Source organism: Luteibacter sp. W1I16, from assembly GCF_050434905.1.
GTDB lineage: Bacteria > Pseudomonadota > Gammaproteobacteria > Xanthomonadales > Rhodanobacteraceae > Luteibacter.
The window spans coordinates 3,083,358-3,107,883 of sequence record NZ_JBNDJJ010000001.1 but is presented as its reverse complement, the minus strand read 5'-3'; the positions used below and the strand labels follow the sequence as shown (position 1 = coordinate 3,107,883).

28 protein-coding genes and 1 tRNA gene are annotated in these 24,526 nt (G+C 66.3%); 13 read left to right on the top strand and 16 right to left on the bottom strand.

The window, feature by feature from the left end; translation table 11 throughout:
* Window positions 1-14 precede the first annotated feature (14 nt).
* The gene (locus tag QFZ41_RS13640; protein WP_429199264.1) at window positions 15-374 is read right to left on the bottom strand and encodes a DUF1428 domain-containing protein; all 360 of its coding nucleotides are present in this window, start codon (window positions 372-374) and stop codon (window positions 15-17) included.
* 299 nt (window positions 375-673) lie between these two features.
* On the opposite strand from QFZ41_RS13640, the gene QFZ41_RS13635 reads away from it, so the two are divergent.
* Window positions 674-1,600, top strand: a complete 927-nt coding sequence (locus QFZ41_RS13635; protein WP_429197486.1) for an IS110 family transposase — start codon at window positions 674-676, stop codon at window positions 1,598-1,600.
* 78 nt (window positions 1,601-1,678) lie between these two features.
* On the opposite strand, the gene QFZ41_RS13630 is transcribed toward QFZ41_RS13635, so the two are convergent.
* Together QFZ41_RS13630 and QFZ41_RS13625 are read right to left on the bottom strand one after the other, a co-directional pair.
* The gene (locus QFZ41_RS13630) at window positions 1,679-2,221 is read right to left on the bottom strand and encodes a carboxymuconolactone decarboxylase family protein (RefSeq protein WP_426285503.1); all 543 of its coding nucleotides are present in this window, start codon (window positions 2,219-2,221) and stop codon (window positions 1,679-1,681) included.
* A gap of 196 nt (window positions 2,222-2,417) precedes the next feature.
* Window positions 2,418-2,966, bottom strand: coding sequence for a peroxiredoxin (locus tag QFZ41_RS13625; RefSeq protein WP_429199263.1), 549 nt, complete (start codon window positions 2,964-2,966; stop codon window positions 2,418-2,420).
* Window positions 2,967-3,120: 154 nt separating this feature from the next.
* Between QFZ41_RS13625 and oxyR the strand changes: the two genes are divergently transcribed.
* Window positions 3,121-4,080: a DNA-binding transcriptional regulator OxyR gene (gene oxyR, locus QFZ41_RS13620; RefSeq protein ID WP_429199262.1), complete on the top strand. Its 960-nt coding sequence runs from the start codon at window positions 3,121-3,123 to the stop codon at window positions 4,078-4,080.
* A gap of 12 nt (window positions 4,081-4,092) precedes the next feature.
* Entirely contained in the window at window positions 4,093-4,686 is a 594-nt protein-coding gene (locus tag QFZ41_RS13615; RefSeq protein ID WP_429199261.1) for a hypothetical protein, read from the top strand.
* A 10-nt stretch (window positions 4,687-4,696) separates the two neighbouring features.
* Here QFZ41_RS13615 and QFZ41_RS13610 read toward each other — a convergent pair whose 3' ends face one another.
* Together QFZ41_RS13610 and QFZ41_RS13605 are read right to left on the bottom strand one after the other, a co-directional pair.
* Window positions 4,697-5,215, bottom strand: coding sequence for an adenine phosphoribosyltransferase (locus tag QFZ41_RS13610; RefSeq protein WP_429199260.1), 519 nt, complete (start codon window positions 5,213-5,215; stop codon window positions 4,697-4,699).
* 28 nt (window positions 5,216-5,243) lie between these two features.
* The gene (locus tag QFZ41_RS13605; RefSeq protein ID WP_429199259.1) at window positions 5,244-5,513 is read right to left on the bottom strand and encodes a putative signal transducing protein; all 270 of its coding nucleotides are present in this window, start codon (window positions 5,511-5,513) and stop codon (window positions 5,244-5,246) included.
* Between the two features lie 101 nt (window positions 5,514-5,614).
* On the opposite strand from QFZ41_RS13605, the gene QFZ41_RS13600 reads away from it, so the two are divergent.
* The 10 genes from QFZ41_RS13600 (at window position 5,615) to QFZ41_RS13555 (ending at window position 15,547) form a co-directional block, all read left to right on the top strand.
* Complete coding sequence (locus QFZ41_RS13600) at window positions 5,615-7,342, top strand: glutamine--tRNA ligase/YqeY domain fusion protein (protein WP_429199258.1); 1,728 nt, start codon at window positions 5,615-5,617, stop codon at window positions 7,340-7,342.
* Window positions 7,342-7,899 (top strand): nucleoside deaminase, encoded by a 558-nt coding sequence (locus QFZ41_RS13595; RefSeq protein WP_429199257.1) that lies wholly within the window; start codon window positions 7,342-7,344, stop codon window positions 7,897-7,899. Before QFZ41_RS13600 ends, QFZ41_RS13595 begins: the two co-directional genes overlap by 1 nt.
* Before the next feature lie 16 nt (window positions 7,900-7,915).
* Window positions 7,916-8,620, top strand: coding sequence for a TVP38/TMEM64 family protein (locus QFZ41_RS13590; protein WP_429199256.1), 705 nt, complete (start codon window positions 7,916-7,918; stop codon window positions 8,618-8,620).
* Between the two features lie 71 nt (window positions 8,621-8,691).
* On the top strand, window positions 8,692-10,602 hold the full coding sequence (locus QFZ41_RS13585) for an ATP-binding protein (RefSeq protein WP_429199255.1): 1,911 nt from the start codon (window positions 8,692-8,694) through the stop codon (window positions 10,600-10,602).
* Window positions 10,603-10,690: 88 nt separating this feature from the next.
* Entirely contained in the window at window positions 10,691-11,383 is a 693-nt protein-coding gene (locus QFZ41_RS13580) for a LuxR C-terminal-related transcriptional regulator (protein ID WP_429199254.1), read from the top strand.
* 117 nt (window positions 11,384-11,500) lie between these two features.
* Window positions 11,501-12,475, top strand: a complete 975-nt coding sequence (gene phnD, locus QFZ41_RS13575) for a phosphate/phosphite/phosphonate ABC transporter substrate-binding protein (RefSeq protein WP_429199253.1) — start codon at window positions 11,501-11,503, stop codon at window positions 12,473-12,475.
* Between the two features lie 105 nt (window positions 12,476-12,580).
* Window positions 12,581-13,969, top strand: coding sequence for a sensor histidine kinase (locus QFZ41_RS13570; RefSeq protein WP_429199252.1), 1,389 nt, complete (start codon window positions 12,581-12,583; stop codon window positions 13,967-13,969).
* A gap of 79 nt (window positions 13,970-14,048) precedes the next feature.
* Window positions 14,049-14,993 carry a DedA family protein/thiosulfate sulfurtransferase GlpE gene (locus QFZ41_RS13565; RefSeq protein ID WP_429199251.1) on the top strand — a complete coding sequence of 315 codons (945 nt, stop codon included), beginning with the start codon at window positions 14,049-14,051 and terminating at the stop codon, window positions 14,991-14,993.
* A gap of 64 nt (window positions 14,994-15,057) precedes the next feature.
* Window positions 15,058-15,133 (top strand) — tRNA-Lys (locus QFZ41_RS13560).
* 123 nt (window positions 15,134-15,256) lie between these two features.
* Complete coding sequence (locus QFZ41_RS13555) at window positions 15,257-15,547, top strand: hypothetical protein (protein ID WP_429199250.1); 291 nt, start codon at window positions 15,257-15,259, stop codon at window positions 15,545-15,547.
* Window positions 15,548-15,556: 9 nt separating this feature from the next.
* Here the strand turns inward: QFZ41_RS13555 and queC are convergent, their stop codons facing one another.
* From queC to QFZ41_RS13500, 11 genes are all read right to left on the bottom strand, one after another.
* Entirely contained in the window at window positions 15,557-16,240 is a 684-nt protein-coding gene (gene queC / locus QFZ41_RS13550) for a 7-cyano-7-deazaguanine synthase QueC (protein ID WP_429199249.1), read from the bottom strand.
* A gap of 16 nt (window positions 16,241-16,256) precedes the next feature.
* Window positions 16,257-16,949 carry a 7-carboxy-7-deazaguanine synthase QueE gene (gene queE, locus QFZ41_RS13545; RefSeq protein ID WP_371023482.1) on the bottom strand — a complete coding sequence of 231 codons (693 nt, stop codon included), beginning with the start codon at window positions 16,947-16,949 and terminating at the stop codon, window positions 16,257-16,259.
* 4 nt (window positions 16,950-16,953) lie between these two features.
* Window positions 16,954-17,814 (bottom strand): tol-pal system protein YbgF, encoded by an 861-nt coding sequence (ybgF, locus tag QFZ41_RS13540; RefSeq protein ID WP_429199248.1) that lies wholly within the window; start codon window positions 17,812-17,814, stop codon window positions 16,954-16,956.
* A gap of 3 nt (window positions 17,815-17,817) precedes the next feature.
* Window positions 17,818-18,327 carry a peptidoglycan-associated lipoprotein Pal gene (gene pal / locus QFZ41_RS13535; RefSeq protein ID WP_306849584.1) on the bottom strand — a complete coding sequence of 170 codons (510 nt, stop codon included), beginning with the start codon at window positions 18,325-18,327 and terminating at the stop codon, window positions 17,818-17,820.
* A gap of 243 nt (window positions 18,328-18,570) precedes the next feature.
* On the bottom strand, window positions 18,571-19,899 hold the full coding sequence (gene tolB, locus QFZ41_RS13530; RefSeq protein ID WP_429199247.1) for a Tol-Pal system beta propeller repeat protein TolB: 1,329 nt from the start codon (window positions 19,897-19,899) through the stop codon (window positions 18,571-18,573).
* 113 nt (window positions 19,900-20,012) lie between these two features.
* Window positions 20,013-20,957: a cell envelope integrity protein TolA gene (locus QFZ41_RS13525; protein ID WP_429199246.1), complete on the bottom strand. Its 945-nt coding sequence runs from the start codon at window positions 20,955-20,957 to the stop codon at window positions 20,013-20,015.
* Window positions 20,944-21,387, bottom strand: coding sequence for a protein TolR (gene tolR / locus QFZ41_RS13520; RefSeq protein WP_429199245.1), 444 nt, complete (start codon window positions 21,385-21,387; stop codon window positions 20,944-20,946). Before tolR ends, QFZ41_RS13525 begins: the two co-directional genes overlap by 14 nt.
* A 15-nt stretch (window positions 21,388-21,402) precedes the next feature.
* The gene (tolQ, locus tag QFZ41_RS13515; RefSeq protein WP_429199244.1) at window positions 21,403-22,086 is read right to left on the bottom strand and encodes a protein TolQ; all 684 of its coding nucleotides are present in this window, start codon (window positions 22,084-22,086) and stop codon (window positions 21,403-21,405) included.
* A gap of 32 nt (window positions 22,087-22,118) precedes the next feature.
* Entirely contained in the window at window positions 22,119-22,523 is a 405-nt protein-coding gene (gene ybgC, locus QFZ41_RS13510) for a tol-pal system-associated acyl-CoA thioesterase (RefSeq protein ID WP_429199243.1), read from the bottom strand.
* Window positions 22,520-23,560, bottom strand: a complete 1,041-nt coding sequence (gene ruvB / locus QFZ41_RS13505; RefSeq protein WP_429199242.1) for a Holliday junction branch migration DNA helicase RuvB — start codon at window positions 23,558-23,560, stop codon at window positions 22,520-22,522. Before ruvB ends, ybgC begins: the two co-directional genes overlap by 4 nt.
* A gap of 79 nt (window positions 23,561-23,639) precedes the next feature.
* Entirely contained in the window at window positions 23,640-24,362 is a 723-nt protein-coding gene (locus tag QFZ41_RS13500; protein ID WP_429199241.1) for a hypothetical protein, read from the bottom strand.
* Window positions 24,363-24,526 lie beyond the last annotated feature (164 nt).

Genomic DNA, 24,526 nt, shown 5'->3' with positions numbered 1-24,526 from the left:
TTCGCTGCGCCGCGTCAGAACTCGACGATGGGCTTGAAACCGCCCCAGAACATCCGCTTGCCGTCGAAGGGCAGGGTCTTGGGGTCCATGAACTCCGCAAGCCTCGGATCTTCCATGACTTTCTTCATGATGCGGTCGCGATCCCGGCGGTTGTTGTAGACGACCCACGAGAACACCACGGTCTCCCCGGGCTTCAGCTTGACCGATTGCGGGAAGGACGTGGATTTCCCTGGCTTCACGTCATCCGCGACGCACTCGCTATACGCCAGCGCGCCGTACTCCATCCAGATCTTGCCCGCCTTGCGGGCCATCTTCTTGTAGTCGGCCAGCCGGTCCATCGGAACCGGCAGCACGAAACCATCGACGTAGCTCATTGGAACCCCTCCCCGCGTGTGGATGTGCGGGGAGAGTCCTCCAGAATGGAGAAAGGCCGCGTTAAGACGCGGCCCTTTCGCCCACAGGGTCGGCTTGTGTCTTTCCGAAGGGCTAGGCTTGGAGGTGAGAGCGGAGTGCGGCAAGCCGATGGACGGCAGTGCTGCGAGCACGTGTGGGAGCTAGGGCTGCCGCACTCCCTCCACTACAGCCCGAACAGTTGCTCGAGTCGTACCTCGAATTCACAAGCCGGGGCATGGTGGAGGTGCTCTCACTGCCGATCGTACTCCGGAGTGAAGCCATGAGCATCTTTGTAGGTATCGACGTGGGCAAAGCCACGCTGGACGTGGCCTGCCATCCCCGCGGCCCCGGCGGGCGCTTCGCCAACTCGCCCCAAGGGCACCGCGCGTTGCTTGATGCGCTGGCGCCACAGGCGGTCCAGCACATCGCCATCGAGGCCACGGGCGGTTACGAACGAGGCATTCTCGACGCCTTGGCCCAGGCCGGTTATTGCGTCACGCGCCTGGCCTCGCACCGGGCCACCGCCTACGCACGGGCCCTGGGCCACTTCGCCAAGAGCGATGCCCTGGACGCGCAGGTCCTGGCCCGCATGGCCGCCCATGTGACGCCCCAACCGTATCAAGCGCCCTCGCCCGGGCGAGCGGAACTGGCCGAGTTGCTGCGTTGCCGTCTGCAACTGGTCGGACAGCGCGATGACAACCGCCGCCGCCTGGCGCAGACCCGGCTGGCCGCGGCACGGCATGCCCTGCAGGCCATGATCGAGGCGGCCAAGGTCCAGATCGCCGACCTGGACAAGCGCATCGCCACGGCCACGACGGCGGCGGCGCCCGCGTCACGGTTGCGCGAGGTGCCCGGCGTGGGACCGGTGACGGAAGCGACGTTGCTGGCCTACCTGCCCGAGCTGGGGCGACTGTCGCGACAACAGATCGCGGCGCTGGTCGGTGTCGCGCCGTACGTCGACCAAAGCGGCCGGCGCGACGGGCCTCGACGCGTCCGCGCCGGCCGATGGGTCGTCCGACGTGCGCTCTACATGGCTACCTGGTCCGCCATCCGCGTCAAGGGCAGCGCCCTCGGCGCACGGTATCGCGCCCTACGGGCGCGCGGAAAGCTGGCCAAGGTCGCCCTCGTCGCCTGCATGCGCAGCTTCATCACCGCCATCAACGCCATGGTCCGTGATCAGGTCGGCTGGCGATCTTCCGCACCTTGAGGAGCCAAAGCAAAAAGACAGTTGCTCCCACCGTAGCCGGTGCCGACCCTTATCTGGGCAAATCATGAAACGGTGGGATCAGCCCGCCGCGTCGGCCTGCTCGAGCACCACGGCCACGCCGTGGATCACCGAAGCGATGCGCACGGCGCTCTGGATGGCCTGCACGCTGATGCCGCCATCGCGCAGCACCTTGTCGTGAGAGTCGATGCACATGCCGCAGCCATTGACGGCGGAGACGGCCAGCGAGACGAGCTCGAAGTCGTTCTTCGCGTCGCCCTTGTAGGCACCGATGACGTTCATGCGGAGCTTGGCGGGGATCGTGGCGTATTCCGGGTGGCTGACCAGGTGCTGGAAGCGGTAGTAGATGTTGTTCATGCCCATGATCGCGGCCGAGCCCTTGGCGGCGGTCAGCTGTTCGGCCGACGCATGCTCGGCGGCGAACGCGGCGATCGCTTCGGTCAGCGGCTTATAGCGGGCAGCGTAGGCCGAACCGAGGGCGACCATCGAGATCTGGGCCAGGTTGAGGCCGGGGGCGCCCGCTTCGCTCAACACGGAATCGAGGTTGAGCTTGAGGTCCTTGGCGTATTCGGGAAGCTTGCTGCGCAGATCGGCGACGCTCATGGATGCACCTGTGTCTTGACGAGGAAAAGGGGCGCGGAATGGCTCGGCGCCCAAGGCACCGGTTCACGCGGAACACGCGGAACACGCGGAGGCGTGTCTGAAAAAGAGGCGGTGAAGATCACTTCACCGCCTCCGGGGCTGCCCGCGCCGCAGGGGAGGGAGAGGGTTACGGCGCGGGGCTTACGACCGCTGGGGCTCAGGCGACCTTGAGGGTCTCGTCGCCAGCCTTCCAGTTGCAGGCGCACAGCTCGTCCGTCTGCAGCGCGTCGAGCACACGCAGCACTTCGTCCGGGTTGCGGCCAACCGAGCCGGCCGTCACATAGACGAACTGGATCTCGTTGTTCGGATCGACCAGGAAGGTCGCACGCTGGGCGACGCCTTCGTCAGTCAGGATGCCCAGGGCCGAGCACAGCTCCTTCTTGATGTCCGCCAGCATCGGGAACGACAGATCCTTAAGGTCGGCGTGGTCCATGCGCCAGGCGCGGTGGACGAACTCGGAGTCGGTCGACACGGCCAGGATCTGGCAGTCACGGTCGGCGAACTTCTCGTTCAGGTCGCTGAAGCCCTTGATCTCGGTCGGGCAGACGAAGGTGAAGTCCTTCGGGTAAGAGAAGACCAGCTTCCACTTGCCCTCGTAAGACTTGTCCGTCACGTCGACGAACGCGTCTTCGATCTTGTTGGCGAGCGGGCCGCCGGCCACGGCCTTGAGGTTGAACTGGGGGAACTTATCGCCAATGCTCAGCATCTTTCGACTCTCCATTGAGGGTTGGGTGAACTCTTCGCGCGCTTGGTGACGCGACTGAAACGCAAGCTTAGCCGCCTGCCACACATATTCCAAATCGATTGTAGACATCAATGTGATAGGCTAAGGCTATTGCGAACACCCTGGGCCCGTCGCCATGAACCTGCGTGACTTGTCTTACCTCGTCGCCCTGGCGGAATACCGTCATTTCGGCCGCGCGGCCGAAGCCAGCTTCGTCAGCCAGCCCACGCTGTCGACCCAGATCCGCAAACTCGAGGACGAACTGGGCGTCGCGCTGGTGGAACGTACGCCCCGGAAAGTCCTCCTGACGGAAACGGGACGTGAAATCGCCCGCCGGGCGAGGGGCGTGCTCTCACAGATCGACGAGATCAAGTCGATCGCCCAGCGCACCCGCGATCCGGAATCCGGAACCATTCGCCTGGGCATCTTCCCCACCCTCGGGCCTTACCTGCTGCCTCACGTCGTCCCTCACCTGCGGACGCGTTTCCCGCGCCTGGAGTTGTTGCTGCGCGAGGAAAAAACGGAACAGGTGCTGCACATGTTGCGCGAAGGCACCCTCGACGCCGGCATCCTCGCCCTGCCGGTTCACGACGACTCGCTGCACGTGGAATTTCTTTTCGAGGAACCCTTCGTGCTTGCGGTCCCGAGCGGCCACGAGCTGGCGTCACGCGCCTCGCTGCGCATGGACGATCTGGCCGAACAGAACCTCCTGCTACTGGAGGACGGGCACTGCCTGCGTGACCAGGCGCTGGAGGTCTGCCACCTGGCCGGCGCGGGCGAGAAGTCCGGCTTCCGCGCCACCAGCCTCGAGACGCTGCGGCAGATGGTGTCGGCGAACGTCGGCATCACCCTGTTGCCCGCCCTGGCGGTGAAGCCGCCCGTGGCGCAGTCGCCGAACGTGAGCCTGATCGAATTCGAAGCCCCCGCGCCGAGCCGGCGCATCGCCATGCTCTGGCGCAAGAGCTCGGCCATGACACCGTTTTTCGAGGCCCTGGCGGCGATCATCCGCGACGTTCCCGCCGAGCTGTTCACCACCCATGGCTTCGCCACGGGTCAACCGGAACGCGCGCCGGCCGTTGCCATCCCATCCCCCTGACGGTCCGGTTGAATGCGCGTATGGCTTGTCGTCCTGCTCCTGCTTTGCGGCTGGGGCGCGTACTCCTGGTGGCAGCACCGCCCGGTGCATAACGCGCCCGGCGTGCTGGTCGACGGCGTACCCAGCCAGGAAGACGTCGGTGCCGGTGTCACGCTCACACGCGGGCACTTCACGCTGAAGCCCCGAGCGACCTTCGCCATGACCGGCCGCGTGCTCTCACGCGAGGACTACCAGCTCGACGACCTCTCGCCGATCGCCCCTACCGACCTGGCCATGGGTTGGGGGCGCATGTCGGACAGCACCGTGCTGGACCGTATCCGCATCTCGCAATCGAACCGCTTCTATTACTGGTACACGGACAATTACCCGATCCCGCGCCACGAGATCGAGGATTCCAGCGCGAACATGCACATGATTCCCGCGAACGACACCATCGCGCGGGAACTGCGCGACGTGCGTCCTGGCGAACTGATCCAGTTCGAAGGGTTTCTCGTCGACGTGAAGCGCGACGACGGCTGGCACTGGAACACCTCGCTCACCCGCGAGGACACCGGTGCGGGCGGTTGCGAGATCGTCCTGGTGGAAGACATCCACCAGGCCCGCTGACACGGCCCGGTCAGTAGATCATCAGCGCGTGCAGCGGTAACGGCGACGGCCACCTGGACCGGCCGTTCAGGCCCCCGAGTTCGATCACCACGCTGGCGCCGACCACCTCGGCGCCCAGGCGCTCCACGAGGCGGCGGCCTGCTTCGAGCGTGCCGCCGGTGGCGAGGACATCGTCCACGACGATCACCCGCTCGCCCGGCGCGAGCGCCTGCGAGCCGATTTCCAGGCGGTCCATCCCGTACTCCAGTCCGTAGTCCACGCCCACGACCGGCGGTGGCAGCTTGCCGGACTTGCGCAAGGGGACGAAACCCGCGCTGAGCGCCCGGGCCATGGCCGCGCCGAAAATGAAACCGCGCGACTCGATCCCGCAGACGGCGCCCACGCCCTGCCCACGCCACGGTTCACACAAGGCGTCGATGCAGGCGCCGAAGGCGGAAGCGTCGGCGAGCAGGGGCGTGATGTCCTTGAACATGATGCCCGGGCGTGGAAAGTCCGGCACGTCGCGGACGAGATCGAAAATGGCCTGCATGAAAATCCTGGAGGGTGGCGCGAACGGCTCAGGCGGGAAGGGTAACCGCACCGAAGTCGTCATCGGCGGCCGCGGCACGCGCCTCGGCCAACTGGGCGTCGATCGCGCGAACGATGCCTTCGGCCGCTTCGGCGGCGGCCTCCGGAACCATGACGGCGAGGAAATCGCGGGCCGGCAGCTGGCCGACGGCGCCGGTGAGGAACTCGCCCGCGATGAAGGCCGGAATCTCCGCCCGTTCGAGCGCATCCTTCACCAGGTGGGCATCGATCAGGGATTCGGCGCGGTAAGCGATACGCATGGCTGCAAGCTACCCCGCCGACCGAGTCCACGGCAAGCGCCCGGCGCGCAAGAAAGGTAAACTCGGACGTTTGCCGCGCCCCAGCCTCCGAGTCCCTCGCGATGTCGACTGAAACACCCGTCCTGCAGCAGCATTTCATCCGCCAGATCGTCCGCGACGACCTGGCCTCCGGCAAGCACACGCTCATCCACACCCGGTTCCCGCCCGAACCGAACGGCTACCTGCACCTGGGCCATGCCAAGTCGATCTGCCTGAATTTCGGACTGGCCGCCGAATTCGCCGGTACCTGCAACCTGCGCTTCGACGACACCAACCCCTCGAAGGAAGACGTCGAATACGTCGACGCGATCCAGCGCGACGTGAAATGGCTGGGTTTCGAGTGGGCCGAGCTGCGCCATGCCTCGGATTACTTCGAGGTGTTCTATCGCTCCGCGCTGAAGCTGATCCGCCTGGGCGTGGCCTACGTGGACGATCTCAGCGCCGAGGAAGTGCGCGAGTACCGCGGCACGCTCACCGAGCCGGGCCGCAACTCGCCCTACCGCGACCGTTCGATCGAGGAAAACCTCGACCTGTTCCAGCGCATGCGCTCGGGCGAGTTCGCCGACGGCAGCAAGACCCTTCGCGCGAAGATCGACATGGCCTCGGGCAACATCAACCTGCGCGACCCGGCCCTCTACCGCGTCCGCAAGGTGCACCACCAGAACACCGGCGACGCCTGGCCGATCTACCCGATGTACGACTTCGCACATTCGCTGTCCGACGCGCTGGAAGGCATCACGCATTCGCTGTGCACCCTGGAGTTCGAAGACCACCGGCCGCTGTACGACTGGTGCGTCGACAAGGTCGACCTGGCAAACGATCCGGAGCTATGGGAACCGCTGGTCAAGGCGGGCTTGCCCACGGCGCCGAGCAAGCCGCGCCAGATCGAATTCTCGCGCGGCAACCTCAACTACACGGTGATGAGCAAGCGCAAGCTGATCACGCTGGTGTCGGAGAACCTGGTCGATGGCTGGGACGACCCGCGCATGCCCACCATCGCCGGCGTGCGCCGGCGTGGCTTCACCGCCGCGGGCATCCGCCTGTTCTGGGAACGCATCGGCGTCAGCAAGCAGAACAGCACCATCGACATGAGCGTGCTCGAAGGCGCCGTCCGTGACGATCTCGACGGTACGGCGCCACGCCGGCTCGCCGTGATCGATCCGGTGAAGCTCGTCATCACCAACCTCGGCGAAGCACATGCCGAGTCGCTCACGTTCCCCAACCATCCGAAGGATGAGTCGTTCGGCACGCGCAGCGTGCCGTTCTCGCGCGAACTCTGGATCGAGCGTGACGACTTCGCCGAGGTGCCGCCGAAGGGCTTCCACCGTCTGAGGCCGGAGGGCGAGGTACGCCTGCGCGGCGTCGGCATCGTGCGTTGCGACGAGGTGATCAAGGATGCCACGGGCGAGATCGTCGAATTGCGTTGCACGCTCGACCTCGACACGCGCAGCGGCATGCCCGGCGCCGACCGCAAGGTGAAGGGGACCATCCACTGGGTGAGCGCGCGCGATGCCGTGCCGGCCGTGGTGCGCCTCTACGACCGCCTGTTCGACGTCACCGACCCGGACGACGACAGCGATGGCAAGACGTACAAGGATCACCTCAATCCGCACTCGCGCCGTATCGTCCACGGCTATGTCGAGCCCGCGGCGGCGGCGGCGGCGCGGGAGGACCGCGTGCAGTTCGAACGCCTGGGCTATTTCGTCGCGGACATGCACGACCACACGCACGACGCCCCCGTCTTCAATCGCGTGGTGACCTTGCGCGATTCCTGGGCGAAGCAAGGCTGATGTTGTACGCCCAGGTACATCTCACCCTTCCTGCCTGGGTGCACGAGGCGGTGGATACGTCGCTGGCCTATGCCGGCGACGAGGCGAAGGTGAGCCTCGCCATCGACCTCTCGGCACGCAACGTCGACCTCGCCACGGGCGGCCCGTTCGGCGCAGCCGTGTTCGACGGCAACGACCGCATCGTCGCCGTGGGGGTGAACCGGGTGGTGCCGCATGCCTGTTCCGTGGCCCACGCCGAGATGATGGCGTACATGACCGCGCAACAACGCTTGCAGCGCTTCCGGCTCAACGAAGACGGCAGCCGCTTCGTGCTGGCCACGAGTTCGCAGCCGTGCTGCCAGTGCTACGGCGCCACCGTGTGGGCCGGCATCGATGCGCTGCTGATCGGTGCGCGCGCCGAGGACGTGGAAGAGCTCACGCCGTTCGACGAGGGCCCGCTGCCCTCCGACTGGGTCGGCGAACTCGAGCGGCGTGGCATCGCCGTGCGCCGCGACATCCTCCGTGACGACGCGCGAGAGGTGTTACGCCGTTACGGCGAATCGGGCGCCGCGTATTGAGCCCGAGTCACCCCAGGTGAAGCGCTGGCGAGCCGCACTGCCGCTATGCCTGCTGCTGGTGGCGGGCGTGGTGTTGCTCGCCAGCGGCGTGCTCGACCGCTTCGATCCCCACCACCTGCTCGCCGAAGAAGGCGTACTGCGCGGCACGATCGCGGCGCACCCCCTGACATCCCGCCTTGCCTATACCGGCATCCTGGCCCTGGCGATCGCCACCGGGGTGCCGGGGACGATCGTGATCGTCCTCGCCGGCGGACTTTTCTTCGGTGCGGTGGAAGGCACGGCCCTGTCGTCGGCGGCACTGGTACTCGGCTCGCTCGTGCTCTATCTCGCCAGCCGTTACGCCTTCGGCACCGGGCGGCGTGAACCGCCAGCGTTGGCGAGGCGCCTGCGCGACGGCTTCGCCGCCCACCCCGTCACCTATACGCTCGCCCTGCGCTTCATTCCCGTCGTCCCGCTGGGCGCGATGACCGTGGCGCTGGCGTGGTTGCGCTGCCCGCTGTGGCTGTTCGTGGGCGCGACCTGGCTGGGCGGCACCGTGTCTTTGTTCGTGGAAAGCTCGGTTGGCGCGGGGCTCGGGGAAACCTTCGCCAGCGGTGCGCCGGTGACGGCCGCCAGCTTCCTGAACAGCCGGATACTCCTGCCACTGGCCGCTTTTACACTGCTGACGATCCTGCCCCTGTTCGTGAAGACGATCCGCATCCGGCTAGGCCGGAAGGGCTGAGGCCCCTCCGCGCGAACTGCGCTAGGCTGTAGTCTCGCGCCGCCCGGGACGGGCGGTGCATGGGGAATCGCATGCGTGACGTATCCGCTCCATGGCTTGAAAAGGTCTGGCGCCGCACCTCGCTGGTGCAGCGCCTGACCTGTGTCGCCCTCGTGCCGACGGCGATCAGCGCGATCCTCCTGGTCACCCTGCTCACGCGCCACCAGATGGACACCCTGCACGAGATGGGCCGCTCCACGGCGGATGCGATCGCCCAGCAGGCGGCGACCGTGTCGGGCGAGGCGTTGCGTACCGGGGAGCGCCGCGAGATCGGGCGCATCGCGCAGTCCATCGTGCAGTTGCCGCAGGTGTCGCGCGTGCGCATAAGCGACCGTGACGGCGAGATCATCGCCGACCGCGTGAACGGCTCGATCGGCAGCGACGACGACGGCCTGACCGTGGCGCGCGAGGTGCTCGACCCCGTGACCCATCGCGTGGTCGGCTCGGTGACGGTGGACGTGAGCGTGGAAGACGCCGTCGCCGCGCAACGCGCCAGCGTGCACAACGCCCTGGTCTGGCTGGCGCTGAGCCTGCTGATCGCGGTGGCCATCGGCTGGTCCACGGCCCGGTGGTTGAGCGCGCCGCTACGCAACCTGGCGATCGCGGTGCGCCAGCTCGGCCTCGGCGACCGCACCGTGGTGGTGCCGGTCACCGACGACACCGAGATCGGCGATCTCCAGCGGGGATTCAATGGCGCCGCCTCGAAACTGTTGCACGCGCAGATCGGCATGGAGCGTGAGATCGCCACCGCCACCGAGGAACTCGCGCGGAAGAACGCCGCCCTCGAGGCGGCGAGCGTGGCGAAGGCGCGTTTCCTCGCGGCGGCCTCGCACGACCTTCGCCAGCCGCTCTATGCACTCACGCTGTTCTCGTCCGGCCTGGCGGTGGACGAATACGATCCCGTGCGCCTCAACCGCATCGCGCACATCCAGGAGTGCGTGGAATCGCTCGACCACCTCTTCGGTGAATTGCTCGACCTCTCCCGCCTGGAAACCGGAGCCATGCCGGCCATCATCCGTGACGTGCCGCTGGACGAGGTGTTCGAGGAAGTGAGCGTGAACTTCCGCATGGTGGCCGAGCAGCACGACCTTCGCCTCGTGGTGCGGACCACCGGCCTCTGGGTGCGCACCGACCGCACCATGCTGGCCCGTATCCTCAACAACCTGGTGAGCAACGCGCTGCGCTACACGCGCTGTGGCGGCGTGCTGGTGGGCGCCCGGCGCCAGCTGGACGGGGGCGTGCGCGTGGATGTGTGGGACACCGGCCTGGGTATCGGCCCGGACCACCTGCAACACATCTTCGACGAATTCTACCGGGTGGAAAGCGGCCCTGAAGCCGGCCGTCCCGAGGGTACCCGCCGTGGACTGGGGCTGGGGCTTTCCACCGTGCAGCGACTGGCCGGCCTCCTCGGCACGCGGGCTTCGGTGCGGTCCAAACCCGGCAGGGGCACGGTGTTCTCGATCACCTTGCCGGAAATCCAGCCGGGCACGGTCGAGGCGACGGCGGTGGTCACGCCCGAACCCGGCATCCCGAGGGATATCGTCGGCATGCGTGTCCTGGTGATCGACGACGAACCCAGCATCCTCGCGGGCATCAGCTACCTGCTCGGCAGCTGGGGCTGCGAAGTCATGACCGCCGAGGACGCCCAGCAGGCCATGGAAGCGGTGCACCAGTGGATGCAGCCGCCCGACATCGTGATTTCCGACCTGCGCCTGCGCGAAGGCACCGGCCTGGACGTGATCGCCCTGCTCGACCGCTACTATCGCCGGCGGCCCGGCGACCCGCCGCCGTTCGCCCGGGTGCTGATCACGGGCGAGACGCGGGGCGACTTCCTGCGCAACATCGATCAACAGACTACGCAGGTACTGTTCAAGCCGGTTTCGCCGGAGCGCCTGCACGAGGTAATGGTTTCGGCCTGGACTGTCCATCATGCAGCCGTCTGAGCCGTATGGCCTGCTTGCCGATGGACGCCCGTAGGACTATGGTCCGGACAACGGGGAGCTCGCGATCCAAGCGAGCGGAGGGAGAGGCATGCGTGTTCTGATCGCGGACGATCATCGGCTCATCATCGAGGGCGTGAAGCTCAAGCTTCGCGAGCTCGACACGGACGTGGAGTTCATCGAGGCCGAAACAGTAGCCCAGCTTCGCGACAAGCTTGCACAGAAGCCCGCGCCCGACGTGGCGCTCATCGACATGGCCATGCCCGGCGCGGACGGCGTCGAACACATCAAGGACGCCGTGGCCGCGTTGCGGGAGCCCGACGGCGAGGTGCCGCGGATGCGTCCCGTCATCGTGCTGTCGGGCACCGAGGATCCGTCCTCGATCCGCCATGTGCTCGACCTGGAAGGGGTGCAGGGCTACATCCCGAAATCGTCACCGCCGGATGTGATCCTCAATGCCGTGCGCCTGGTCGTCGGCGGCGGGATCTACGTGCCGCCGGAGGCGATGAAGGCGGCTTCCGCCGGCGGCGTGCCCACCTTCACCCTGTCCAACGGCAACAATAACGACGGACTCTCGACCAAGGAACGCCTGGCGACAGTCCTGACCGACCGTCAGATCGACGTGCTCAAGCTGCTGGCCAAGGGCCGTCCGAACAAGCTGATCGCGCGTGAGCTGGGTATCAGCGAGGGCACCGTCAAGATCCATCTCGCCGCGATCTTCCGCGCGCTGCACGTGCGCAACCGGCTCGAAGCCCTGGTCGCGGCACAGCACCTGGGCGACTGACCGACGCCCATTCGTCATCGGCCCGGCGTAAGCTGGGTGGAACAACGCGGGGCAGGCGCGATGCGGGCAGGCGTGGGGATCGCTGCGAAACGGCGGAAACGCGGATGGCTCGCCGCGATGCTGGCGTGTGCGCTGGGCATCCTGCCAGCCATCGCGAGTCCACCGGGTGGCATCGATCCCGATGCACCGCTGACCTTCGGCATCCTTCCCATCGGCGGTCCCGCCGAGTCGCTGGAAGCATGGCGCCCCATGCTGGACGACCTGCGCAAGGCGATCGCCCGCCCCGTCCGCGCGGTATCGGTCACTACCTACGAAGGCATCGCCCAGGCGATCGCCGAACAGCGCGTCGACATTGCCTTCCTTTCCGGCAGGCTGGCGCTGGACGCCGTGTCCCGGCAGAACATGCAGGTGATCGGGCGGCTCACCCGGGGCGACGGATCGAAGGGATACCACGCCGTGCTCCTGGTGGCATCGGACTCCCGCCTGCGCACGCTGGACGAACTCTTCGCGCGTCCGGGCAAGTGGCGCTTCGCGCGCGGCGAAGCCCTGTCGGTATCGGGCTACCTCGTGCCGGAGACGCAGCTGTTCGCTCCGCGCGGCATCGATTCCGACACCTTTTTCGCCAGCGTGCATATCGACAACCACCAGAACAACGCGCTGGCGGTGGCGAACGGAGAGGTCGACGTGGCCACCAACAACACGGCCGACCTGGAACGTTTCCAGCAACACTTTCCCGAGCAATACGCGCGCCTGCGCATCCTGTGGAAGTCATCGCTGATCCCGCACGCGGTGATCGTCATCCGCAACGACCTGCCCCTGGCCCTGCGGGAAAAAGTCGCGGGTTTCATCACCCGCTATGGCCAGGGCAAGGACGGCGCGCGCGAAGAAGCCAACCTCAAGCTCATCCACGACATCAGTGGCTTCGCCCCCGCGGACGACGCCGACCTGGTTCCCTTCGCCGATATCGAATACGCGCTGGAGAAGCGGCGTGCCACCACCGCCCAGTGGGTGAGCGAAGGCGCGCGGGCCGCACGCTTCAGGAAAATCCAGGCGGATCACGACCACCTGGTCGCGCGTCTGCGCGGCAAGTGATAGACCGAAAGGCCTAGGCCGGCAGGTTTAGCTCCCCTTGTCTATCGCGCGACGAACGCGCGTTTCATAGATTCGTCATGAGACCCCGCGCAACAAGGCCGCTCCATGACCGCGTCGCCGCAACCGTATGGCAGGCCCGCGCCACTGCGACGGCAGCTGATCCTCAAGGGATTGCTGCCGATGACACTCGTCGCCCTGGCGCTGACGGTGAGCCTTGGCGTGCTGCACATCCGCGCCACGGGCGTGGAAAGCTATGCGGTCGCCCGTATCCAGGCGGTACGCATCGCCGCCTCGGTCAAGGGGCTGGCGAGCGATGACGCGACACGCGACGCGCTTGCACGCGCTTTGTCGCGCAGCGCCCCTACCCAGCAAGCCGTGCTCCATCGGCAGGGCGACAACGACCTCGTCGTCGACAGCGGCCGCCGGCTGGGTTCGGGACGTCCGCTGCGCGTCTGGACGAGCACCTCGCAAGGCGAGCTCGAAACGGTGTCCGATTCCACCGCGTTGCATGAGCGCCGCTTCGCCGGGGTGCTCATGACGCTACTGCTATGCACCGGTGTGGTCGCCGTCTTCCTGTTCACCCGGCGCACGCTGGAGCGGGACGTGGTAATGCCCGTGGAACGCGTGCGCGGCCGCATCGATCAATTCCTGCATCCTCGCGGCGCACCAGCCACGGCACCGGACGAGGACACGCTGCACGCGATCGACGCCCTGCTCGATGAGCTGGTGGGGCTTCGCGCCCGGCACGACAAGGCGATGGCGGACGCGTTGCGCCAGCGCCTGCAGGACATCGCCCGGCACACTCATTTCGTGGAGCAGATCGGCGATCACTTCCGACAGCCGTTACAGGCGCTCGCCCTGTTCGTCGCGGGCATGCAGCCTGGCGAGGACCTGCGCCAGCGGGCCGTGCTCGGACAGATGCGCAGCAGCCTCATGCGGCTGAACGAACTCCTGGACGGCCTGCTCGAGATGGCGCGTTTCGATGCGGGCGCGATCGAGCCCACGGCGGCGGACCTGATCGCTTCCGACCTCTTCGTACGGGAGCGTGCCGCCATCGAGGTGGATGCGACACGACTGGGTGTCGACGTGCGCTGGCGCGGTGGCCGTCTGCCCTTGCGTACCGACCCCGCGTTGTTCGGCGACGTGCTGCATCGCCTGGTCGGCAACGCCGTGCTGAGCACGCCGAATGGGCGGGTGCTGGTCGCGATGCGCCGTCGTGGCAGCACGATCCGCCTTGAAGTGCGCGACAACGGCATGGGCCTGGAACCCACGCTGCAGGCCCGTGTCTTCGAGGAGTTCACCCGTTTGCCGGGGCACCCCGGTTACGGGCTCGCCCTGGCCGTCGCCAGGCGCATCGTGGATACGCTGGGCGGACGGATCGGTGTCCGTTCCAGCCCAGGCCGCGGCACCTTGTTCTGGGTGGAACTGGACGGCGCGGCGGCCGGTCCGGCCGCACAGACCTTCGCCTTGCTCGGGCGCCACGCGGCGCACTGAGCGCACGCCGGACCTGTCGTCGTCGAGGCAACCAGCGTATCGTTGCGCGAGCACTGGGACCCTTTCGAGGAACACGGGCGTGACGAGCATCAACTGGTCGGACACGGCGCCCTTCGTGGCGTTCCTCGGCGTGTTCGCCGGCGCGATCGGCCTGCCGGTACCCGCCATGCCCACCCTGATCGTGGTCGGCAGCACGCTGGTCGCCGCGCGCGATCCGATGCTGATCATCGCCACCTTCCTCGGCGCCCTGGCCGGTGCCTTCCTCGGTGACGCAGCCTGGTTCCTGACCGGCCGCCGCTTCGGTTATCGCGTGCTCGACGGCCTCTGCCGCATCTCCCTCTCGCCCGATACCTGCGTCCGTCGCGCCAGCGGCTTCTTCGAGAAGCGCGGCGTGAAATTGCTGCTGATCTCGCGCTTCATTCCCGGCCTGTCACTGGTGGCCATTCCGATCGCCGGCGCCGGGGACACGCGCTTCGTCCGCTTCACCGTGTACGACCTGCTCGGGGCGGCATTATGGGTCTCGGTCGGCCTGTCGGTGGGCATGCTGTTCTACCGCCAGATCGATGCCGTGCTGGCGGCGCTGCGCCAGTTCGGCCTGGGGCTGGCGACCGTCGCCGCCATAGGCCTGCTGCTGTGGATCGGTTTCCGCTACCTGCGCCGCGCGCTGCTGCTCTCGCGCCTGCGCAAGAGCCGCATCAGCGTCGACGAACTCTCGATCCTGCTCGCGAACGAACCGGGCGCCCTGATCGTGGACGTGCGTTCGGCGATGAGCCGCCGCGACGATCCCTACGTGATCCCCGGTTCCCGCCTGTTCGACCTCGCCACCGCCGACCAGGAACTGGCCACACTTCCCCGGCACAGCGCCGTCGTCATTTACTGCTCGTGCCCGAATGAAGTCTCGGCGGCCAAGGTGGCGGAGCGGCTGAGCAAGCTGGGCTTCTCGAACGTCCGGCCCCTCACCGGTGGCCTGGGCGCCTGGCGCGAGGCGGGCCGGGACGTCGAGGCCATCGTGCTCACGACCTGAACCGGTGCACCCTTCGGGTTGTGCCACCCGGGCCCGCCCCGTAAACTTACCGGTTCCCGCGTGTGGGTCGTTAGCTCAGTTGGTAGAGCAGCGGACTTTTAATCCGTAGGTCGCCGGTTCGAATCCGGCACGACCCACCATTCGCTCATGCTCGTCGACGCGCCATGCGTCATTCACTGACGACGATTGGGCTTTTTTCTCAAGTCCTGGCGCAGTTGATTAGGGTAGCCTCCCTCCATCACCGAAGATCGAGGGATACGACGATGAACATGCGCACCGATGCAGACGACCTGCCGGCCATCGCGCCGGAAAACGCCGACCGTTCGCTGCGGGACATGCTGTACATGCTCTCGGAACGCATGAGGCACCTTTCCACGAGGTCGGAAGTACGCGAGTTGGCCTGCCGGGTCGCCGTGCTCGAGGAGCGCATGTCTCACACGGCCACGAAGGCGGGGGTGCTGGGTGGCGCCGTGGCCGTGCTTGTCGCCACGATGGGCGGTTTCTGGTGGATCGTGCAGCAATACCTCTCGCCGCTGCTACGCGCGGCGAGCTGAAAGGATCGCTTACGCGTAGTGCGTGGGGTCCGGCACGCCGGCCTTGGCGAAACCCTCCGCGCGCAGGCGGCAGGCATCGCAGTGTCCACAGGCCCGGCCTTCGGCATCGGCCTGATAGCAGCTCACGGTGGCGGAAAAATCGACGCCCAGGCGCATGCCTTCACGCACGATGTCGCCCTTGCCCATCTGCATCAGGGGTGCGTGGATGCGGATCCCCGCCCCTTCCACGCCGGCCTTGGTAGCGACATTGGCCAGCGACTGGAACGCTTCGATGAACGCCGGACGGCAATCGGGATAGCCTGAGTAATCCACCGCGTTGACGCCACAGAAGATGTCGTTCGATCCCAACACCTCGGCCCAGCCGAGCGCGATCGACAGCATGATCGTGTTGCGCGCCGGCACATAGGTGACCGGGATGCCTTCGCCACCGTCTTCCGGCACGTCGATGTCCGCCGTGAGGGCTGACCCACCGATGCTGCGCAGGTCGACATGCACGGTCTTGTGCACCACCGCGCCGAGCATCGTCGCGACGCGCTCGGATGCTTCCAACTCGGAGCTATGACGCTGGCCGTAGGCGACGCTCAACGCATACACCTCGAAACCCTGCTCGCGCGCCATGGCGATCGTGACGGCCGAGTCCATGCCGCCGGAAACGAGGATGACGGCCTTGCGCGAAACATTCGAAACGTTCATGACATTACCTGGGAGTTCAGTGGCCCGCGGCATCGTTCCAGAGCAGCTTGTGCAACTGCAACTGGAAGCGCACCGGCAGACGTTCGGCGAGTATCCACTCGGCGAGTTCGCGCGGCTCGACCTTCGACCACACGGGTGAGAACAGGACCATCGCCTTGCGGTCGAGCGCGTGCTCACGCACGACATCCCGCGACCACTCGAAGTCGGCACGGCTGGCGATCACGAACTTCACCTGGTCGTGGGCAAGCAGGTGGTCGAGGTTGGACCAGAGGTTACGCGCGCTTTCGCCCGAGTCGGGAGCCTTGAGGTCCATGACCTTGCGTACGCGGGGATCGACCTGGGAGACATCGAGCGCCCCGGATGTCTCCAGGGACACCTCGTAACCTGCGTCGCAAAGCTTGCGCAGCAGGATCAGGCAGCGCTTCTGTGCCAGCGGTTCGCCGCCGGTCACGCAGACGTGGTGCGCACCGTGGCTGGCGACCTCGGCCAGGATGGCATCGATGTCATGCCACTGGCCGCCGTGGAACGAATACTCGGTGTCGCACCAGACGCAGCGAAGGGGGCAACCGGTGAGGCGCACGAAGACGGTGGGCCAACCAATGGCATCGGCCTCGCCTTGCACGGAATGGAAGATCTCGGTGATCCGCAGACGCTCCGCGACGGGCGCGACCGGCGGAACGTCCGCCGGAGTTGCGGTGCTACCGTTCATGGGATCAGTTGGCCGTCTGGCGCTGCAGGCGACGCAGGCGTTCCTGTGCGAGGCCAGCGGCCTTGGTGCCCGGATACTTCGTCGTGACCTGCTTCAGCGTGGCGATCGCGGCATCCTGCTGTTTCAGCTCGATCTGGCAGTAACCGACCTTGAGCAGGCCATCGGAGACCTTGTCGCTCTGCGGATACTGCTTGACCAGGCGCTGGAAGGCCTCGATGGCGACCGGGTAGTTCATGGTCACGTAGTACGACTCGCCCAGCCAGTAGTAGGCGTTCGGCGCGAGCGGACTGTCCGGATACTTCACGAGGAAGTCGCGAAACCCGCGCGATGCGGTGACGTAGTCGCCGGCGCGCAGCGACTTGAACGCGGCGTCGTATGCAGCCTGCTGATCGCTGCTCGCGGGCTGGCCCTGCGGCGCCGCGGAGGCTCCCGGGGCGGCTGCCGCCGCCTGGGTGGCTTGCGCGGCAGCCGGTGCGATCGCCGCCGAAGCGGGCGCGGAAGGCGTGGTGGCCGAGGCGGCGGGCTGCTGGCCCTGCAACGCCCCGCCTTTTTCGAGACGGCCCAGCCGCGAATCGAGATCCGCGTACTGTGCCTTCTGGGATTCCTGGAGTTGCTGGTTCTGGTGCTGCAGTTCCTCGATCTGGCCTTGCAGCTGCGACAGCTGCTGCTGCAGATCGTTGACCTGGTTCACCAGGGACACCGTACCGGCTTGTCCCTGCGACTGCTGCTCGAGCCGCGACACGCGGTCGGCGAGGCTGAGGCGAGTGTCCTGGGCGGTGGCCGGCAGAGCAAAAAGCGTGGCGGACGCGATCGCGCCCGCCACGCCAAGCCTGGCCATGTAACTGGTAGCCAGAGTCTTCTTCATCACTTACTTCGCGGTGTAGACGATCTCGACGCGACGGTTCTTGGCCCAGCAGTCTTCGTTGTGCTCACGGCAGGTCGGCTTTTCCTTGCCGTAGCTGGTCACGTTGACCTGGCCAGCCGAACCGCCAGCCGCCTGGAGGGCGCTGGAGACGGCATTGCCACGACGCTCGCCGAGGCCCAGGTTGTACTCACGCGTACCGCGCTCGTCGGTGTTGCCCTCGAGGGTCATGGCCGACTGCGGACGGTCCTGCAGGTACTTGGCGTGGCAAGCGATGATCTGCTGGAACTCCGGCTTGACGTCGTTCTTGTCGAAGTCGAAGTACACGACGCGCTGACGCAGGCAAGCGTCGGTGTCGAGATCGGACGGCTGGTACTTGCCGTCGCTGGTGGGAGCCGTGCTGGTGGCGACCGGCTGCTGTTCCGGCATCGGAGCCGGCTTGGTGTTCTTCTTGGAGCAGGCAGCCGCGCCCACGCACAGCAGAGCGGCCAGGGTGACGGTAACGGTCTTATTCATGGGACGTTCCTTCAACAGTTGAGTTCCGACAGTCGGTTTTCGGTTTCGGGACAGGCACCGCCGGTTGTCCGGCTGTTTTTCTACTTACATCTACGTCGACGGGGCGCTGTCCCGCGCCCGGCGTCTTCGTTCCAGCGACCGCACGAGGCGGCCGCCGGTAAACCTTCCGTCCGCAGAAAAGGTGCGGCAAGGCCGCACCCCTCCCTGGACGTTGCCGATGTCGCCGCCCGCGAGGGCGCGCCATCAGCGCTGTCGATAGGGTCCCCAGGACGGTTCGCGCACGTCACCGTCCGAAAGGACGAGGCGCTGGCGCACCAGACCGTCTGCCGAAACCGCATACAGGACGCCGCGAGTACCTTGCGACGCCGCATAGAGCAGCATGCTGGCGTTGGGCGCGAAGCTGGGCGAATCGTCCACGTTACCCGGGGAAACGAAACGCACCTGCCCACCCAGGCTACGGTCCATGATGGCGATACGATACACGTTCCCGTTGCCCTGCACCATCGCAATCTGCTTGCCGTCGTAGCTCACCGAAGCGCTGGCGTTGAAGCCACCCTGGAAGGTGACGCGCTGGGCGGCACCGCCCGACGCGGACATCTGGTAGAGCTGCGGCTTGCCCGAGCGGTCGGAGGTGAAAATGATGCTCTGTCCATCGGGGGTGAAGGTCGGCTCGGTATCGATGGCGAAGTTGTTCGTCACACGGGTTTCGGTACGGCTGGCGACATCGATGACGAAGATCTCCGGGTTGCCCACATAGGACAGGCTGACCGCGAGCTTGCTGCCGTCCGGCGACCAGGCCGGGGCGCTGTTGATGCCGCGCGGGTGCGATGCGATCAGGCTACGCGATCCGGTGGAGATGTTTTGCACGTACACGGCCGAATTGCCGCTTTCGAACGAGACGTAGGCGATCTTGCTGCCGTCCGGCGACCAGGCCGGCGAAAGCAGGGACTCGCGCGAACGGGCCACGACCTGCGGGTTGTAGCCGTCGGAATCGGCCACGATCAGCGAATAGGTGGTGTTGTTGCCGGTGCCGACCGCGGTGATATAGGCGATGCGGGTCCAGAAGGCGCCACGGACCCCGGTGATCTTTTCGTAGATCTGGTCGGCGATCTGGTGGGCCACGCCGCGAAGGTCGCCGGCCGGGGCGGTGAACGACTGGGCGAGCAGGCTCTGCTGCTTGTTGACGTCCCACAGCTCGTACTCGACCTTGAGCATGCCGCCGCCGGCGTCGCTGATCCGGCCGATGGTCAGGTAATCCTGCTTGAGCAGGCGCCAGGTCGCGAACTTGATGTCCGACCCCTGCGACGGGGTCTCGACGATGTCGGCCTTGTCCAGCGAGCGGAATTTGCCGGAACGGTTGAAGTCGGCCCGGATGACGTCGGCGATGTCGGTCGGCAGCGGTGCGCCGCCGGCCTGGGCGAAGGGGACGACCGCGATGGGCGTCGCCGTCTTCAGGCCGCCGACGATGTCCACGTTGAGCGACTGGGCGGCGGCCGGACCGGCCACGAAGGCGGTGAGCGCGACCAGGAGGATGGCGAGGCGGGAAATCGTTCTGCGCATGGGCGGGTTCATTGCGACCTGGGAATGAGGGACGGCGGCGAAATGTTAACGCGAAGGTCACTGGCTGCGTGACCGGATTCTGAACCGGCCCGCCCCGGCCTTCGCCGGGACGGGGGCGCGCTACATCATTGCGGCCTGAACGTGAACGTTAGGTTGCGCTGGAATACGTCCTCGAAGCCCTGGTAGGGCAACGGCTGGGCGCGCAGCACGGCGTTTTCGATGGATGCCCTGCCGGCGGCATCGTAGGGACAGCTGGAGTCGACCTTGGCACTCAGCACCTGGCCGCCGGGTACCTGGACGATATGCACCTGACACGAGGCGTTGGGCATGTTGTCCGGGCGCAGCCAGTTGTTCGTCACCGTGTTCTGGATCGCGGCGAGGTACTGGCCGAGCTTGCCGGTGTCACGGCCGTTGGTGCCGGTCTGTTTCTGGTCCGCGGGCGGCAGGTCCGGAAGGCCGTCGTCCTTGGCATTCTGCAAATCCTTCAGTTGCTGCTCGGCCTGCTTCTTCGTGGTGTCGGCCTTCTTGGTCTGCGCCTTGGCCGCGTCGAGCTGCTTGAAGATCTCGTCGATCTCCTTCTGCTTCTCTTTCTTCTTCTGCTCCTGCTCGGCATCCAGTTCCGCCTGGCGTTGGCGCTGCTTTTCCTCCTGCAGGCGCTTGGCGTCCTCGGCCTTCTGGACCGCGTCGTCGACAACCTTTTCCTGGTCCTTCAGGTCGGGTTGCTTCGGCGGCGGCGGCAGGGTCTCTACCTTGGGCTTCTCCGGCTGCGGCGGAGGCGGCGTCGGCACGACCGGCGGGGGCGGCGTCGTATCGGGCGTCGGCTTGACCTTGGTCGCCTTCGGCGGCGGGCTGCCCGTGGGGCCGACGAGGGTGGCCTCGATGATCTGGCCGGGCAGTTCCAGGGGAGCCGGGCATTTCAACGGGTTCCATTCCGCGGGCACGCCCAGGGCCTCGGCCCACTTCTCGTAGTCCGAGCACGGAATGATCGCGAGGCCCAGGAAGGCCACGATGCCGATGTGCAGGAGCGCGGCGAGGAAGACCGCGCGGGGCGTACCGTTACGGTTTTCCATTCTGCGCCGACTGCGGCTGGCTCATCAGGCCGATCTTGGAGACACCGGCCTCCTGGAGGATCGGGAGGATCGAATAGACCTTGCCGTAGCCCACGCGCTGGTCGCCCGCGACCAGGACCTGGAGTTCCGGGTTGGCGTTATGGAAGGCCGTGATCTTGGTCCTGAACTCATCCGCGCTGACCGGCTCGCGCTTGGCGCCGTTGGCGGTGAGGTAGATCTGGCCGGTCTCGTCGACCGACACCACGATCGGGTCTTTCTTGTCCTGCAGGGACTTGGCGTTGGTCTGCGGAAGCTGGATGTCCACGCCGAGGTTCATCATGGGCGTGGTGACCATGAAGATGATCAGCAGCACGAGCATCACGTCGATGTAGGGCACGACGTTGATCTCGGATTTCAGCTTCCGCTTTTGCCGGCGGTAGACGTTGCGCATGGCCATCGTTCCGGCTCAGACCGTTTCGTCGGAGTGGATCTGACGCTGCAGCACGGACGAGAACTCTTCCTGGAATACCTCGTAGCGCGACGCGATGCGTTCCACTTTGTTGGCATAGCGGTTATAGGCCCACACGGCCGGGATCGCGGCGAACAGGCCCATCGCGGTGGCGATCAGCGCCTCGGAAATGTGCGGCGCGACGACCGAGATGGTCACGTCCTTCATCTCGCCGAGGCCCTGGAAGGCGCCCATGATGCCCCACACCGTGCCGAACAGGCCCACGTAGGGGCTGATCGAGCCGACGTTGGCCAGGAACTCGAGGTTCTGCTCCAGCTTGCCGATCTCGCGGGTGCCGGCCACGCGCATGGCGCGCTCGGCGCCTTCCATCACGCGGTTCGAATCGGTCACGCGGCGCTGACGCTGGCGGGCGAATTCGCGGAAGCCGGCCTCGAAGACGTTCTCGATGCCGTGCTGCCCGTCGCGGTTGCCCACCTCACGGAACAGGGCCGCCAAGTCGCCGCCGGACCAGAAACGGTCCTCGAAGGTCTCGGCGTTGTCGTGGGCGGTCTTCAGCTGGCTGTACTTGCGGATGATGATCACCCACGACAGGAACGAGAACACCAGCAAGAGGAGCATCACCAGTTGCACGGGCAGGCTCGCTTCCGAGACCAGCTTGAAAATGTTCAGTCCACCGTTCATCGCTTGAAGGCTCTCCGCCGGGTATCTGGGGCTTAGGTAAAGGGGAAGTCGGGGGGAAACAGACCCGCCGGGATCTGTGCCGGACGCATCGTGTCGAGGTTCACGCACGCGGTGCGCACCGTGGCGCGCACCAGCGGCGTATCCCCCCGCACGATCACCTGATCGAACAGCATACTTGCTGAACGGCGTTCTTTGATCGCTACCGTCACCAGGAGTTCATCATCCAGACGGGCCGGCCGGTGGAAGTCCAGGTGCATGTCGCGGACCACGAAGCCCAGGCCGGTCGTCTCGCGCAGCGCCAGTTGGTCGATGCCCTGCGCGCGCAGCCATTCCGTCCGGGCCCGCTCCATGAAACGGACGTAGTTGGCGTGGTACACCACGCCGCCGGCGTCGGTGTCTTCCCAATAGATGCGGACGGGCCAACCGAACAGGCTCATGCGTCGCCCGGGAACAGGTCCGGAGTGGCAGCCTGGCGCGGCGGCGGGGTCAGCCCGAGGTGACGCCAGGCCTTGGCCGAGGCCATGCGGCCCCGGGCGGTGCGGATCAGGTAACCCTGCTGGATCAGGTAGGGCTCGACCACGTCTTCGAGGGTGCCGCGATCCTCGCTGAGCGCGGCCGCCAGCGACTCCACCCCGACCGGGCCGCCTTCGAAGCTCTCGATGATTGTGCTGAGCAACCGCCGGTCGAGGTCGTCGAAGCCCTCGGCATCCACCTTGAGCATGTCGGTGGCCGCACGGGCCAGCGCATGGGTGATCCGGCCATCGCCGCGCACCTCGGCGAAATCGCGTACCCGGCGCAACAGCCGGTTGGCGATACGCGGGGTTCCCCGCGAACGGCGGGCGATCTCGATGGCACCGTCCAGCTCGCAATCGATATTGAAGATCCGGGCGGCGCGACGGACGATCGCCGTCAACTCGTCGACGCTATAGAACTCCAGGCGCTGGATGATGCCGAAACGGTCACGCAACGGGCCGGTGAGCAAGCCCGCCCGGGTGGTCGCGCCGATCAGCGTGAAAGGCGGCAGGTCGAGCTTGATCGACCGGGCGGCCGGCCCTTCACCGATCATGATGTCGATCTGGAAGTCTTCCATCGCCGGGTAGAGCACTTCCTCCACCACGGGTGAAAGGCGGTGGATCTCGTCCACGAAAAGGACGTCGTTGGCTTCCAGGTTGGTGAGCAGGGCGGCCAGGTCGCCCGCCCGCTCCAAGACCGGACCCGACGTGGCGCGCACGTTGACGCCAAGCTCGTTGGCGATGACGTGCGAGAGCGTGGTCTTGCCCAAACCAGGCGGCCCGAAGATCAGGACGTGGTCCAGCGCCCCGCCCCGTCGCCGCGCGGCCTCGATATAGATGGCCATCTGCTCACGCACCGTCTGCTGGCCGAGATACTCGGCCAGCCGCTTCGGACGGATGCTGGCTTCCAGCGCCTCGTCGTCCATGGCGGCGGCAGTGGAAATGATGCGGTGCTCTGACATGGGCGCATTATGGCAGGTCTTACGAGCGGGACGGCCAGGAAACGCCGCCCCGCCATGCGGAAGGCAATGCCGCGACCGGTCAGTCCCCTAGGGCCCGCGCCATTGCCAGCAGCGCCTCCTGATTCCCCTTCAAGGCATCGCCATCGACTGGTTGCAGATCCAGGCGGAGAACGGTGCTGTCGGTCACCCACCCGAGGGAGACCCGGGTGGCGCCCTCGTCATCGCGGGATGTCTTGATGGTGGCGGGGTGCCCGTTGACGTCCGCGTTCACCCATTCCTTGACCAAAGTGATCGATCCGCCACTCTCACGGTATTCGGATTCACTGAGTTCGACGAAGCCGAGACCGGCAACTTCCCATGATCGCGAGAGCCCGCTCCACCGGCCATCCTTCAAGCCTCCCCCCGCGGTCGCTTCCACCAAAGGCAACCCATCCAGAACCGTGCCGCTCACGGAAATCGGCTCATAGCGAAGATGGGGCCGAATATCGGCAACCGATGCGTATGCCTTGTCGAACACGGTGAACCGATCCACGTGCCCCTTTGCCAGTCGCAGGGCATTTCGCATATCCAGCACCTCGCCGGCGGGCGCAGCGACGACTCCCTTCGCAGAATGCTCGGCTATCTCTTGCTTGATCTGTCCGGCCATGGCTCCGACGAATGGCGACTCGTCGAGCGGAACGATATGAAGACCAGGGGAACCCTGCATACGATTCATGTCGAACCCTTCGGCTCGTGCTCGCTCCAATTCACTCGCTGGTATGCCGACCTTGACCGCCAACGAATCGGGAATAACGTTTTCCATCGCATGCGCCCCCGGAATGAGGTGCCACGTGCAAAGGGCGAGTGCAACGGCACATCTTGCTGTTCGCATGTTCTACCTCCTCCCATGCCCGTGATTCGGACACAGGCAAGGCCAAAGAGGTGCCGCAATTGCAACGACCAGTGCACATCGACAAATGACGAACG

What these genes read in the sequence shown, in the direction of transcription:
- QFZ41_RS13640 (WP_429199264.1), bottom strand. Translation starts at nt 374, where the DNA reads ATGAGCTACGTCGATGGTTTCGTGCTGCCGGTTCCGATGGACCGGCTG.
- QFZ41_RS13635 (WP_429197486.1), top strand. Translation starts at nt 674, where the DNA reads ATGAGCATCTTTGTAGGTATCGACGTGGGCAAAGCCACGCTGGACGTG.
- QFZ41_RS13630 (WP_426285503.1), bottom strand. Translation starts at nt 2,221, where the DNA reads ATGAGCGTCGCCGATCTGCGCAGCAAGCTTCCCGAATACGCCAAGGAC.
- QFZ41_RS13625 (WP_429199263.1), bottom strand. Translation starts at nt 2,966, where the DNA reads ATGCTGAGCATTGGCGATAAGTTCCCCCAGTTCAACCTCAAGGCCGTG.
- oxyR (WP_429199262.1), top strand. Translation starts at nt 3,121, where the DNA reads ATGAACCTGCGTGACTTGTCTTACCTCGTCGCCCTGGCGGAATACCGT.
- QFZ41_RS13615 (WP_429199261.1), top strand. Translation starts at nt 4,093, where the DNA reads ATGCGCGTATGGCTTGTCGTCCTGCTCCTGCTTTGCGGCTGGGGCGCG.
- QFZ41_RS13610 (WP_429199260.1), bottom strand. Translation starts at nt 5,215, where the DNA reads ATGCAGGCCATTTTCGATCTCGTCCGCGACGTGCCGGACTTTCCACGC.
- QFZ41_RS13605 (WP_429199259.1), bottom strand. Translation starts at nt 5,513, where the DNA reads ATGCGTATCGCTTACCGCGCCGAATCCCTGATCGATGCCCACCTGGTG.
- QFZ41_RS13600 (WP_429199258.1), top strand. Translation starts at nt 5,615, where the DNA reads ATGTCGACTGAAACACCCGTCCTGCAGCAGCATTTCATCCGCCAGATC.
- QFZ41_RS13595 (WP_429199257.1), top strand. Translation starts at nt 7,342, where the DNA reads ATGTTGTACGCCCAGGTACATCTCACCCTTCCTGCCTGGGTGCACGAG.
- QFZ41_RS13585 (WP_429199255.1), top strand. Translation starts at nt 8,692, where the DNA reads ATGCGTGACGTATCCGCTCCATGGCTTGAAAAGGTCTGGCGCCGCACC.
- QFZ41_RS13580 (WP_429199254.1), top strand. Translation starts at nt 10,691, where the DNA reads ATGCGTGTTCTGATCGCGGACGATCATCGGCTCATCATCGAGGGCGTG.
- phnD (WP_429199253.1), top strand. Translation starts at nt 11,501, where the DNA reads ATGCTGGCGTGTGCGCTGGGCATCCTGCCAGCCATCGCGAGTCCACCG.
- QFZ41_RS13570 (WP_429199252.1), top strand. Translation starts at nt 12,581, where the DNA reads ATGACCGCGTCGCCGCAACCGTATGGCAGGCCCGCGCCACTGCGACGG.
- QFZ41_RS13555 (WP_429199250.1), top strand. Translation starts at nt 15,257, where the DNA reads ATGAACATGCGCACCGATGCAGACGACCTGCCGGCCATCGCGCCGGAA.
- queC (WP_429199249.1), bottom strand. Translation starts at nt 16,240, where the DNA reads ATGAACGTTTCGAATGTTTCGCGCAAGGCCGTCATCCTCGTTTCCGGC.
- queE (WP_371023482.1), bottom strand. Translation starts at nt 16,949, where the DNA reads ATGAACGGTAGCACCGCAACTCCGGCGGACGTTCCGCCGGTCGCGCCC.
- ybgF (WP_429199248.1), bottom strand. Translation starts at nt 17,814, where the DNA reads ATGAAGAAGACTCTGGCTACCAGTTACATGGCCAGGCTTGGCGTGGCG.
- pal (WP_306849584.1), bottom strand. Translation starts at nt 18,327, where the DNA reads ATGAATAAGACCGTTACCGTCACCCTGGCCGCTCTGCTGTGCGTGGGC.
- tolB (WP_429199247.1), bottom strand. Translation starts at nt 19,899, where the DNA reads ATGAACCCGCCCATGCGCAGAACGATTTCCCGCCTCGCCATCCTCCTG.
- QFZ41_RS13525 (WP_429199246.1), bottom strand. Translation starts at nt 20,957, where the DNA reads ATGGAAAACCGTAACGGTACGCCCCGCGCGGTCTTCCTCGCCGCGCTC.
- tolR (WP_429199245.1), bottom strand. Translation starts at nt 21,387, where the DNA reads ATGCGCAACGTCTACCGCCGGCAAAAGCGGAAGCTGAAATCCGAGATC.
- tolQ (WP_429199244.1), bottom strand. Translation starts at nt 22,086, where the DNA reads ATGAACGGTGGACTGAACATTTTCAAGCTGGTCTCGGAAGCGAGCCTG.
- ybgC (WP_429199243.1), bottom strand. Translation starts at nt 22,523, where the DNA reads ATGAGCCTGTTCGGTTGGCCCGTCCGCATCTATTGGGAAGACACCGAC.
- ruvB (WP_429199242.1), bottom strand. Translation starts at nt 23,560, where the DNA reads ATGTCAGAGCACCGCATCATTTCCACTGCCGCCGCCATGGACGACGAG.
- QFZ41_RS13500 (WP_429199241.1), bottom strand. Translation starts at nt 24,362, where the DNA reads ATGGAAAACGTTATTCCCGATTCGTTGGCGGTCAAGGTCGGCATACCA.